Raw genomic sequence first — 11,930 nt, 5'->3', positions numbered from 1 at the left:
TTTTCTTAATGTCGCAACTCACAAATTTAACTATAGCCTATCTATGAAAAAAAATAAATATTAAAAACAGGCAAAAGGCGAAAATTAAAAAGCATTTTTTATAAATCGTTCGCTTTTCAAACAATTTTCACCCCTGAGCGTCCGTTTTTTCATGAACACAGCCTATAGATAGGAACTATGTCCTGCTCCCCGTCTCTTTCAGACAACACGGCGCTGCCGGATGGATTCCGTCTCTCTTTTATACAAGCACCTATTTAATCTATCCCGCACGCCTTCCCAAGTTTAGATCATTTCACAGAAAAACGGACAAGTTTTGTTATATTTTCTGACATAGTGTTCGATCATCCGTATTTGTGGGTGACTTTTTCGTTCTGCTATAATAAATGTGATTATTATAGGCAAGAGGGGGAATAAATATGGAACATCTTCTGTTTATCGAAACCGGCGTCGGGGTTGATGTGCACGGTCAGGATGTGACAACAGCCGCGGTACGTGCGGTCATTGACGCCATCCATAAAAACTCAATGCCCGGCATTACCGAATTTCTGCCTGACCATGATCTGAACAATATGAAGGTCAATATCCGTCTGGCTGTTCCACTTGACAAGGATTCCCTGGACAGAGACAAGGTGAAAGCCGAAATACCGTACGGAACGGTCACTGTCGACGTTGCGGACGGCGGAATGGCGGCCCCGAGCGGCATTGTTCTGAAGGAAAAAAACGATAAGAATGACCTGATGTATATTGTCAACGCCTCTGTCGAAGTCGGCTATTGATACAGAATAATTGCAGCGTCCAATCTGCAGCGAAAACGCCGGCTTAACAGGTACAAGCGACTAAAAATGATCGGGTTTTCCGTTTCCCGCCAAGATCCGATCGGGTTCATGCGGGCAGCGGATGATATCTGCCCAAGCGGTCCAAAAACACGTACGGAAATAATCATTGTGAAGGACCTGTAACGGGCCCGGATCACAGACTCCGATTCTGTTTGAATCGGAGCTTTTATTTACGCGTTTGGATATGCGACCAGGCGTTGAAAGCCCGATACAGGCCCGGCCGCGGGACGAGCCTCGCGCGCGTGATCGACAATAGGAGCGCAAGCCGCCGGCCTGGATGAGCCGCCGCGGATAGTTGACAACCGGATGACGGTGCACTTTGCCGACCCGGCTGACAAAGAAATACGAGTCTGTTTTCCATGAATCTTTTTCTAAAGATCCGCTCTCTATCTCTAATTTAGTTAAAAATCCGTGATTGAACGCTGTGACTCTGGAATGAGGAACGATGATGGATTCAACATTTTTGCGGCCGCCGGATGATGAAGATACTCACTCCATTTTTAGCGGTGTAAATCTGAAAAAGTTATAATAGGCGTAACGATCTGAAGGGGTGAAAGATGAGACTGAAATTGCCAGGTGCGTAACTGGATGACGTACTGGTTCATTTGGCCATTCCACGGCCATCGACTTTGGGAACCGGATAGAGGCAGACAGCAAACCGCCCCCATTTTGAAAAGCTATCAAAATGAGGGCTGCCTTTTATTTCTTGATCGATTTTTTAATAATCAGGGCCAGTCCCAATGTAAATATGGTAGCAATCAGAATAAAGAAGTTTATATCGACGGCCGGTTTGAACGTGGTTTTTTCCTCAGTAATTTCGTAGAAACCAAGCGGTTTGACCGAAAGATATCCGCCTCCTCCACCTCCCCTGTCCGTAGGCAAATCATCTTTTCTTGCCGCGGTACCGCCACCGCCGCCGCCCATATACCGGACCCTCGCCACGGGGACGATTTGTTTTTTGCCGGCATCGATGGTTTCTCCGAAAACGGTTGAGACGTCCTTTGGCTTCAAAAAGCGCGTAAAAAAGCGCTCAACAAATGATGAAGGCTCGCTGTCTGCCTGACGATTTAATGAGTCACCCGTTTTTTCCATCCGTCATTCCTCCTTTTTCGCAGCCTGTATAGCCCAAACGGCTGCTGCATGAGTGAGTCTTGAAACCGAACGCGTCGGCACCATTACATCATTAATCATTTCGCCGCAGCCACATGAATCACCTTTTTTATCAGGGAGATGAACGAAGCGAAAAAGCTTCTTCTATGGCAACATCGTGTCGACGGCCGGCCATTAAAAATTCCCCCCGCCGGCCATCCTTAGGCCTCTTCTCCTTTACTGTTACTATTTTTGAAGCGCTTCTTTAATTTATCCTGATGCGCCCGTACAATCTCTTCAAGGCTTATGTGGTAGAGGCCGGCAAGAACGGCCAGATTGGACAGCACATCGCCCATTTCTTCAGCCAGATTTTGTCGGATTTCGCTTTTCGACTTTTTCCGTTCTTCAGGATGATCCCGGCCAATCTCATAGGCACGGACAGCTCTGGACACTTCACCGACTTCTTCCATTAAAAATCCTGCCCTGATAAACGGGCCGAGGTCTTTCCAGCCCCTTTTGCTGTAGAAGTTTATCTCCCAATCCTGTACCTCCGACAGATTCATTGTACCCTTCCCCCTGTCCCCTTATTGTGTTTGTTTTCAGTTTAACATGCCAGCTCATTGCGTGACCGTGCAGCGGATTTTTTTGCCGATCCTGCCGCCGCTCTTTATGCGGCCCTACCCCAATAAACAGAATGAGTCATCCATTTATTAAGGCGCAGGCACGGACAGCGAAAATCAGGGATATCGTCTTCTTTATCTTTACACCTATATTTACATGTGTAAACAAAGCTTCTATAATGAGAACAAGCAATCCTACAATCATGAGAAAAGCGTTTATTCTCTGCAGACGCTGCAATCATTACAAATCGGGAGGACGTTATGTCAATCGTAAATCAGCAATCGAACAGAAAGTTATTGGGTGTCGCCGGCCTGGCCTGGCTGTTCGACGCCATGGACGTCGGTATGTTATCTTTTATTATTGCGGCACTGAAACCGGAATGGCATCTAAATGAAGTCCAGATGGGCTGGATCGGCAGCATCAGTTCAATCGGCATGGCGGTCGGTGCCCTGATTTTCGGGCTTCTGGCCGATCGGGCCGGCAGAAAGATTGTTCTAATCTTTACCTTATTGCTGTTCTCGCTCGGCGGCGGCTTTTCCGCGCTGGCCGCCGGGCTCGGCATTTTCCTTTTTCTGCGTTTCTTCGTCGGCATGGGCCTGGGCGGTGAACTTCCCGTCGCTTCCACACTTGTCTCCGAAAGCGTGCCCGCTGACAAACGGGGACGGATCGTCGTCCTGCTGGAAAGTTTCTGGGCCGCCGGCTGGATCGCCGCCGCTTTGATTTCTTATTTTATTATCCCTTATTACGGTTGGCGCATCGCTCTGATCATCGGTGCGGTGCCGGCTTTCTACGCGATTTATTTAAGATGGAACATCCACGACTCATCCAGATATTTGGCCCAAAAACAGGAGTCAAATCATCATGTTATCAGAAACATCGCCGAAGTGTGGTCGAAAAATTATGTCAGACGGACCGTGATGCTCTGGGTGCTGTGGTTCTGTGTCGTCTTCTCGTATTACGGCATGTTTTTATGGCTCCCGAGCATTGTCGTACTGAAAGGCTTCAGCCTTGTCAAGAGTTTCCAATATGTACTGATCATGACACTGGCTCAGCTGCCCGGCTATTTCACGGCCGCCTGGCTGATTGAAAAGTGGGGAAGAAAATGGGTACTGATCGTTTATCTGATCGGCACGGCCGTAAGCGCCTATTTCTTCGGAATTGCCTCAGCACTGCCGCTGCTCCTGACTTCGGGCATTCTGCTCTCCTTCTTTAATCTCGGCGCCTGGGGGGCGCTTTACGCTTATTCGCCCGAACAGTATCCGACCGCAATCCGCGGGACAGGAACGGGTATGTCCGCAGCATTCGGACGGGTCGGCGGCATCTTCGGCCCGCTGCTCGTCGGTTATCTGGTCACGCAGCATTTTTCGATCGCATTTGTCTTTGCCATTTTCTGTGCCTCGATCATTCTCGGCGTGCTTGCCGTGCTCGTGCTCGGAAAAGAAACAATGAATAAAGAATTGACCTGAAAACAGGAGGGATACAGTGCTTTTTTATTCTTTCTTCCGTAAAATTAAAGTAATCAGTATGCATAAGAAACGAGGGGAAATGAAGTGGCAAATAAAGCGCTGATCATTGTTGACTACACCGTCGATTTTGTCGCCGATGACGGAAAACTGACATGCGGCCGGCCCGGACAGAAGATCGAGAACAATATTGTCGGTCTCGCCGAACAATTCGTTGCCGATCAGTCATGGATCGTTCTGGCCGTCGACCGGCATGAAAAAGGCGATCGCTGGCATCCGGAAACAAAACTGTTCCCGCCGCATAATATCGCCGGCACTCACGGCCGCGACTTTTACGGAAAATTGGAAACATGGTATCAGAAGAACAGAGACTATCCGAGACTCTATTATATGGATAAGACGAGATACAGCGCATTTGCCGGGACCGATCTCGACATGCGGCTGCGCGCCCGCCGAGTGGATGAAATCGACGTCTGCGGCGTCTGCACTGACATCTGCCTGCTCCATACGCTGGTCGATGCCTATAATCTCGGCTACAAACTGGTTGTCCACGCGGATGCCGCCGCAAGTTTCAACCAGCAAGGGCACGACTGGGCACTGCAGCACTTCAAGAATACGCTCGGCGCGGACGTTGTCGGCGGAGAGTAATCCGACGCCGGTTCCAGGTTCAGACGGAGCGGAGCACATCATTCGCGGTGATTTTCATAAATCGATTTTAGGCAGAGACAGCCAAACGGTAACTGTGGCTGCTTAAAAGATTTTCGCCTGAAACTTTCAGAATGACCTGCAGGTTACCAATATGGGGACAAAATAGCAGTCAAGGAACAGCCGCCCAGTAAGGAAGCTGCGACTTCTGTTTTTCCGGATAGATGACGACTGATGGTACGGCCCCCCTGACTGTGGCTGTGATCGCAATAAAACAGAAACTATGCTTATTTTAAACTTCTTAAAAAATCATATGATTTAACTGGAGTAAATAGGAAATTATCGGCAGCGGCAGGTGAGAACGCCCAGGTGAATATATAATCGGCAATTTTTTTAAAGCGCTTTTTTAGAAACGTCTTTAAAGTTTCGTGAAGATGTACTATAATATTTATTGCTGAACGAAAGTTAAAAATTGTACGCTGCGTATCTTATCTTATGCATCTGCATCTGCGGTTTAAACGAATCACGAAGATTCGTGAAATAATCTATAATTATAGGTAGACTGCGGATAAATAGTTTTTGTAGATAAGGGTACTTTTGAGGGTCACGAAGATCGATTAACTTTTTGATTTCATCAAAGAGTTAATTGGCAGTCGTGACTCTTTTGCTTGTTTTGGTCATGTTTCTAATCAGCTTTCAGAGCCCTTCACCTATGTATCGTTAAATTCATTAGAGAGGCAGGAATGGAAGATGCATATACCCGATAACTATTTAAGCCCTGAAACCTGTGCTGTCATGGGTGCAGTCATGGTGCCGGTCCTCATCGTATCCGTCAGAAATGTCAAAAACAAATTTTCTCGCAAACGGCTTTCTTTGATCGGTGTCGGTTCCGCTTTATCTTTTCTAATGATGATGTTTAACGTGCCCGTTCCGGGCGGCACAACCGCACATGCGGTGGGGGGCACGCTGCTTGCCATCCTGCTCGGTCCGGAGGCGGCCTGTCTGGCGATTGCCTCGGCCTTGCTCATTCAATCTCTGATCTTCGGTGACGGCGGCGTCCTTTCCTACGGCGCGAATATTTTCAATATGGCATTTGTCATGCCGTTTGCCGGCTGGTTTCTTTATACAATGCTGATGAAACTATTTAAATTCAGGCAGGGGAAAATCATCGCCGCAGCGATTGCCTCCTACATTGCCATCAACCTTTCGGCCCTGTTCGCAGGCATTGAATTGGGTATCCAGCCGCTGCTGTTCACCAATGCGCACGGTGTGCCGCTTTACGCGCCCTATCCGCTCAATATTTCAATACCGGCCATGCTGATCGCCCACTTAACGATGGCAGGCATTGCCGAAATAGTTTTCACTGCTGGTATACTGACCTTCATTATGAAAGTATCACCTGATCTGTTGAACGAAGATGCGCCGCTGCACTCCCGCAAGCTGTCGTTGCTCATGCTTGTTCTCATTCCGCTGACACCGTTCGGCCTGCTGGCCTCGGCCTCTGCCTGGGGTGAATGGGATCCGTCCGAACTCGCCAAAAAAATCGGCTATACCCCAAGCGGCATGACGCATGGCTTCAATTATCATGCCTTGATACCCGGCTATTCCGTATCCGGGCTGCCGGACATCGCAGGATACATCCTTTCTGCACTTGCCGGTGTCGCGATTATTGTCATTTTCTACCGTCTGCTTGCCGGCAGGCGCAATAAACCCGGAAACGGCAAGGCGGTTCAGTAATGAATCAGACAACGCAGCTTCCAAGCTGGCTCACCGAAACTGATGAGTATGAGCCGGCCGTGCAAAAAAATCATTTTGTCGATAGAAATATTCAAACGCTGCAGAGAATTTTGCTTACGATGCAAAAAACGGAAGAGCCGAAGGGCTTTTTGGCGGGCACTCAGGCAGCTGTTAAACTGCCCTTTTTTTGCCTGATGATTCTATGGGTATCGCTGAGCCGATCATCTGCTTTCTTACTTATCTTCTCAACGCTTCTGCTGCTGATACTGAGCGTATCGCCGCTGAAACTGATTCAGCAATGTCTCGTGCCCGGCCTCACAGCTGCAGCGCTGATGTTCATCACACTTGTGCCGGCATGGCTGCTCGGTTACAGTCAGCTGCTCAATCCGCTCATTCTTAAATCGTGGATGACGGTGACACTGACTGTATTGCTTGCCGCTACAACGCCGCGTGACGATCTGATTGCAGCACTGAAAGTGTTCCGTATGCCGGATACATTCATTCTTGTGCTGGACATTACGATCAATTATATTGTCATGCTGTCCCGATGCGCTCTGGCGATGTTTTACGCGATACGGCTAAGGACCGTCGGCCGCAGCAAAACGTTTCATCATTCTTTCTCCGGAATTGGCGGCACATTGTTTATTAAATCACAAATGCTCTCACAGGGGTTGCTTGATGCGATGTATTGCCGCGGGTTTGACGGACATTATCGCAGGGCTGAACACATTCACTTTCATATGACAGACTGTCTGCTTGTCCTGACAGCTATTGCTGTGACAATCTGTTTCTTCAGCATTTGAAAGGGGGGCATCAACTTGATCCAGTTAGATCATGTATCCTATACGTATGACGATTCGGAAAATGCGCTGGCCGATATATCTTTGAACATCGCGGATGGAGCTTCACTCGCTCTGATAGGCGCCAACGGCAGCGGTAAATCAACGCTGATGAAAATCATCAGCGGCCTTACCATTCCGAGTTCAGGCGTCTATCGCCTAAATAATGAGGAAATTACTGAAAAAAAGCTTAAGGATCCCCGCTTTTCCCGAATGTTTCATAAACAAATCGGTTTTGTCTTTCAAAATTCAGAAACCCAGCTTTTTTGCAGCAATGTCTGGGAGGAAATCGCTTTTGGCCCCCTGCAGATGGGCCTGACCGTTCAGGACGTTCAGGCGAGAGTAACAGAGATAATGGATTTACTGGAGATCAGCCATCTAAAAAAACGTCCGCCTTATCACCTAAGCGGAGGGGAACAAAAGCGTGTAGCAATCGCCGCAACAGCAGTGATGAACCCCGATGTTTATCTTTTTGACGAACCCATGAACAATCTTGATCCCAAGAACAAAAGCTTTTTACGCCAATTTATTTCCCGGCTTAATCAGTCCGGGAAAACAATTATCTGTTCGACTCATGACTTCGCCTATGTCGATGATCTCTTTCAGAAAGCTGCTGTTTTTTCAGAGACACATCAATTAATCAGGTTAGACGACTACAGCAGTGTATTGGCTGACCGGGATTTTCTGGCTAAAATGAATATTATCTGACCAGCTGCTTTTTTCTTGATTGTACTGGTTTTTTTAATTCGCATGTTGATCGTTCCCGGCACTTTAGTTATCCGTAAAACTTTAAATTAAATGAGCCGTCTGATGATGTTTAATAAGTCATTGTCAGGTGGCCGATCGCGCTGAAAGCGCCGGCTGCCTTGAAGGCGGGGATTACGTCCAGCACGTCGAAGACGCCTTCCGTGACCCGCTCTTCCGTGCTCAGCTTCCGCCCGGAGATCAGGTTCGTCCCGGTGGCCGCATCGGTCAGCTGCATCGCTCCGTAGGCGGCACCCGCGGCGATCCCGGCCGGCGGGCAGGCGATCGTCAGGATGACGACTGCCGCTCCGATGCCGAGGTTCACCCAGAACTCCCGGTCCATCTGCTTGTCTTTGATCGACCGGTAGTCGAACCCGAGGCTGTACTGAATCGCTTCTTTGTACTGGTCAAAGGTGACCTTCTCCTCTTTGTCAAAAGTAGACAGAGTCTTGAAATTCTCGTACTCGTTTTTGAGCGAAGTTTTCATCAGGTTGTGGGTGTTGAAAAGGTTGTTCAGCACGATGTTTTTTGGGGGGGATCGCTTCATGCATGGCGATATTAGCCATCGTACTGGTTACCCGTATACTCGGTGACATGCAAGGCATTTTTCATGTGAAACTGGCTGATTGATGCGGCTGATCTCCTGGTCCGTATCATTGAATAGATATTGCGTACAAAAAGCCCTGAAAAGTATTAACATTCAGGGTTTTAAAGATCCATAACATTATGAATTTCAATTTTGTAACGGTTTTTTTACATTCTAAAGCATCGATGGTTCACGATTAGGATTCTGATTTTATCAGATATCTCTCTCTGAATGGTTTCCTCTGTTTTCTTATTATATTTTAAATCTTCTAAAATCATAACATATCTGAGAAGATGAAAAGAAACGATTAATAGTTATGGAATCTCTTCCATGCTGTTTATCCTTATATTCTAGTTGCTTTCTTAACGCTCTGAACGATTGCTCTATGAGCTTGGCTAATTTGTGATTAGATAACATACCTTTTACATTCAAATCTTCTAAACTAATGACTTGATTCTCGCTAATTAAATTAGTAGATGTAAAAAGCGAACTTACGAAATGGATAGTAGATTTACCTTACTTAATCAAAGTTTACCCACTCAAACCAGGGTGCGAAAGTTGAGCAATTACGATAACATGCCTATGAATTCTTCGAAGCTTTTAGCAGTGAAATAAGTCATAGGATCCAACTCTCCCGATTCTTCGTGATCCCATACACAAACAGTTGGATGATTTTTAGAGATCCTATAATCCAGGCATAGATAATCTCCAGCAAACAGTATCGCAATTGGCAGTAAATCTACTCCAATCAGATCTTCATTATCTGTAAGGCGCTCCTCGATACGAGTTAAAGTCACATCGATATCATACATGCCAAACTCATTGTTTTCTGTTTCTTCTAAAACACATAAAAATCTATCTATCGCATAAAAATGATTTTGAGTATAAAAATGACTTATGCTCAGGGGTACCCCCATTGTATTTTTTTAAAAAATCTTTATAGCTTTTTGGAAGAGCTACTCTCCACATTTTTTCTTCTTTTTCAAGAAATGTATCTGTGGGTAATGGAAGTACTATTGAATCATTATTTATCTCCACAAAGTTTCCTCCTTTAATTATCTTGGAGTATCTGCCCACATTCCTTTCTCAAGTTTTTTTTCTATTGGATTGGGCCCATAAATTCTGTAATTATCTGTATATGTTCTCTTATTTTTACTTTTTTTAGATTCTCAGTTTTTTCTGAACCACCTAAACCTAGTAGTGGTGTATAGCCAAAACATTCGTCATAAGCTGGTTCACCGTAAATATCAATGGCTTCAAAATATTGTTTTGCATCTAAATATCTATTTAAAAAAGTATTATTTTCTAAATCTGAAAAGAAAAATTCAAATCCAGCAGAGAGTCCTTTAAATATTCCTTTTCTATATTCTACTAATCTTAAATATCGATTCTCTTCCCAAGTGATAATATCACCCATGCCAGTTGCAAAAATGGGTACAGCTACATCACTTCTAAAATAGGAGTCATTCAATATTTCTACAAAATCTTCTGGATTAATTATTTTGAGATAACCTTGTAGAATACTCCCTAAGCCATATTCTTTCCAAATTTGCGTTAACTCATTTGGAATTAGATTACTATACTTTTGTAATATATCATTATCAATTCCGATTTTTTCGTGAAAATCTGTAAAAATATTATTCATCTTGATATTCTCCTCAGTTATTTAATGGGTTAGCTTAACATTTAAGTAAGTATTTTTTAATTGCTCCGGTGTCATTTTTTTTGCCATATCTCTTATTTGTTCATCGACAACATCAATCCTGTATCTCCATTGAATGCCAATAGACGAATTAACGCCTTTATCCCCCATACCTCCAATGTTAACAGCTCTACCCCCGGCTATCTGGTCTGGATTGTGTAAAGCTGCTTGTGTATCTAACCATTCATTTGCTTGTTTTTCCGCATCTTCAAGCGAAAGACCCTTTCTTCTTAACTCGCTAACTCTTTCTAAGTACGCATTTTCCCTTGCAGCTTGCTGAGCAGCATTTCCTTCTATAGCACGACCTTTTGCTAAATATCTTTCTCTATTTCTAAGATACTCATCAACAGTTAGCTCATTCATACCCTTTTCTTGCCCTTTAAGTTGTCTTTCAAACTCTTCAGCGTCATGTTTGGCGCTTTGATTAAATTTTACTTCTATTTCTTTAATCCTTGGAACATCATCCAAATGCTTAACAGCTCTACCAGCACCCTGAACATCCTCTATTTTACTATAATTGATCTGGGGATTGACACTTTCCTTGGACGCCATTTGCCGGAATGTGCTTTTGACATCCTGAATCAGACTCTCTCCTCCGCCTGCACCGCCGACCCCCGAAGCCCCGGCAAACTCCGGCTGCAGGCCGCCCAGGGAAAGCCGGTCTCCCGCGTTGGCCGCGGCTTGTTTCACGCTGTCTATCCCTGCACGGCTGATCTGTTTCAGCTGGATCAGCCGCCTTCCGGATGCCCGGCCCATCGTTTTCGTCAGGTCGCCCAGAGTCGTCACGCCCTTTGTGCCCATCCGGCCGATCGCGCTGAAAGCGCCGGCGGCCTTGAAAGCAGGGACCCCGTCCAGCACGCCGAAGATGCCCTCCGTGACCCGCTCTTCCGTGCTCAGCTTCCGCCCGGAGATCAGGCTCGTCCCGGTGGCCGCATCGGTCAGCTGCATCGCTCCGTAGGCGGCACCCGCGGCGATCCCGGCCGGCGGGCAGGCAATCGTCAGGATGACAATTGCCGCTCCGATACCGAGGTTCACCCAGAACTCCTGGTCCATCTGCTTGTCTTTGATCGATTGGTAGTCGAAGCCGCGGCTGTACTGGATGCTCTCTTTGTACTGGTCGAAAGTCACGTCTCCCGCCTGTTTTCCGGCCGCGGCCCGGTAGGACTCGTATTCCTTTTTCAGCGAGGCAGCCATGAGGCTGCTGCTGTTAAAGAGATCGTCGAATGTGATCGACTGTTTGGTCACTGGCTCATAGGCGGCGACGGAGGCGAGCGGGCTGGCCGCCCGGTATTCTTTGACGTTCAGCGTGTTTTGGGTGTGATACTGGCTGATCGAAACCTGCGCCATTTCCGCCACAAACGCGTCCATCTGTTTGTAAAAAGGATCATCGATGTGGCGGCTGACGGCGTCGCCAGCCTCACCCGTAAACGTGTCCAGTTTCCGGTAGTCATCGCCCAGTTTGTCGAGCGCCCCAGCCTGGCTTTTGTACGAAAACCAGAGGCGCCGGTCCTCGTCCAGATCGTCGATCGCCTTCTGGATCTGCTGAAGGGTCCGGTCCATCTGCCGCATGCGCTCCAGCGCGCCGCCCCAGCCTGAAATTTGAGCGATCGCCCGGCCCATGTCGTCCCATGAAGCGCTCCGGTAGGAAACATCCTCTCCCATGCTTTC

13 protein-coding genes are annotated in these 11,930 nt (G+C 46.9%); 6 read left to right on the top strand and 7 right to left on the bottom strand.

Annotation, left to right across the window (positions count from 1 at the left end; all coding sequences use genetic code 11):
* Positions 1-416: 416 nt before the first annotated feature.
* Entirely contained in the window at positions 417-776 is a 360-nt protein-coding gene (locus Q6A92_RS16465; protein WP_274401427.1) for a Lin0512 family protein, read from the top strand.
* Between the two features lie 759 nt (positions 777-1,535).
* Here the strand turns inward: Q6A92_RS16465 and Q6A92_RS16460 are convergent.
* Positions 1,536-1,928: a hypothetical protein gene (locus Q6A92_RS16460; RefSeq protein ID WP_332238758.1), complete on the bottom strand. Its 393-nt coding sequence runs from the start codon at positions 1,926-1,928 to the stop codon at positions 1,536-1,538.
* Positions 1,929-2,146: 218 nt separating this feature from the next.
* A complete protein-coding gene (locus tag Q6A92_RS16455) occupies positions 2,147-2,488 on the bottom strand; it encodes a MazG-like family protein (protein WP_274401431.1) in 342 nt (113 codons plus the stop codon).
* A 318-nt stretch (positions 2,489-2,806) separates the two neighbouring features.
* Between Q6A92_RS16455 and Q6A92_RS16450 the strand changes: the two genes are divergently transcribed.
* From Q6A92_RS16450 to Q6A92_RS16430, 5 genes are all read left to right on the top strand, one after another.
* The gene (locus tag Q6A92_RS16450) at positions 2,807-4,012 is read left to right on the top strand and encodes an MFS transporter (RefSeq protein WP_332238757.1); all 1,206 of its coding nucleotides are present in this window, start codon (positions 2,807-2,809) and stop codon (positions 4,010-4,012) included.
* Between the two features lie 84 nt (positions 4,013-4,096).
* Positions 4,097-4,657, top strand: a complete 561-nt coding sequence (locus Q6A92_RS16445; RefSeq protein ID WP_332238756.1) for a cysteine hydrolase family protein — start codon at positions 4,097-4,099, stop codon at positions 4,655-4,657.
* A 747-nt stretch (positions 4,658-5,404) separates the two neighbouring features.
* Complete coding sequence (cbiM, locus tag Q6A92_RS16440; RefSeq protein WP_332238755.1) at positions 5,405-6,391, top strand: cobalt transporter CbiM; 987 nt, start codon at positions 5,405-5,407, stop codon at positions 6,389-6,391.
* Entirely contained in the window at positions 6,391-7,194 is an 804-nt protein-coding gene (locus Q6A92_RS16435; RefSeq protein WP_274401437.1) for an energy-coupling factor transporter transmembrane component T, read from the top strand. Before cbiM ends, Q6A92_RS16435 begins: the two co-directional genes overlap by 1 nt.
* Positions 7,195-7,209: 15 nt before the next feature.
* Positions 7,210-7,938, top strand: coding sequence for an energy-coupling factor ABC transporter ATP-binding protein (locus Q6A92_RS16430; protein WP_332238754.1), 729 nt, complete (start codon positions 7,210-7,212; stop codon positions 7,936-7,938).
* Between the two features lie 109 nt (positions 7,939-8,047).
* On the opposite strand, the gene Q6A92_RS16425 is transcribed toward Q6A92_RS16430, so the two are convergent.
* The 5 genes from Q6A92_RS16425 to Q6A92_RS16410 all read right to left on the bottom strand — a co-directional run bounded on the left by Q6A92_RS16425 (position 8,048) and on the right by Q6A92_RS16410 (position 11,924).
* Positions 8,048-8,461, bottom strand: a complete 414-nt coding sequence (locus Q6A92_RS16425) for a hypothetical protein (protein ID WP_332238753.1) — start codon at positions 8,459-8,461, stop codon at positions 8,048-8,050.
* A gap of 665 nt (positions 8,462-9,126) precedes the next feature.
* Positions 9,127-9,477 (bottom strand): SMI1/KNR4 family protein, encoded by a 351-nt coding sequence (locus tag Q6A92_RS16420; protein WP_443029746.1) that lies wholly within the window; start codon positions 9,475-9,477, stop codon positions 9,127-9,129.
* Positions 9,416-9,598, bottom strand: a complete 183-nt coding sequence (locus Q6A92_RS20365) for an SMI1/KNR4 family protein (protein ID WP_443029745.1) — start codon at positions 9,596-9,598, stop codon at positions 9,416-9,418. The genes Q6A92_RS16420 and Q6A92_RS20365 overlap by 62 nt, the downstream gene beginning before the upstream one ends.
* A gap of 61 nt (positions 9,599-9,659) precedes the next feature.
* On the bottom strand, positions 9,660-10,205 hold the full coding sequence (locus Q6A92_RS16415; RefSeq protein WP_332238752.1) for a T6SS immunity protein Tdi1 domain-containing protein: 546 nt from the start codon (positions 10,203-10,205) through the stop codon (positions 9,660-9,662).
* A gap of 21 nt (positions 10,206-10,226) precedes the next feature.
* Entirely contained in the window at positions 10,227-11,924 is a 1,698-nt protein-coding gene (locus tag Q6A92_RS16410) for a polymorphic toxin type 15 domain-containing protein (protein WP_332238751.1), read from the bottom strand.
* Positions 11,925-11,930: the final 6 nt, after the last annotated feature.

Origin of the sequence: Sporolactobacillus sp. KGMB 08714, from assembly GCF_036598985.1 — a bacterium.
Lineage (GTDB): Bacteria > Bacillota > Bacilli > Bacillales > Sporolactobacillaceae > Sporolactobacillus.
Note: the sequence above shows the minus strand (reverse complement) of the source record. Positions and strands in the feature narration are given on the sequence as shown.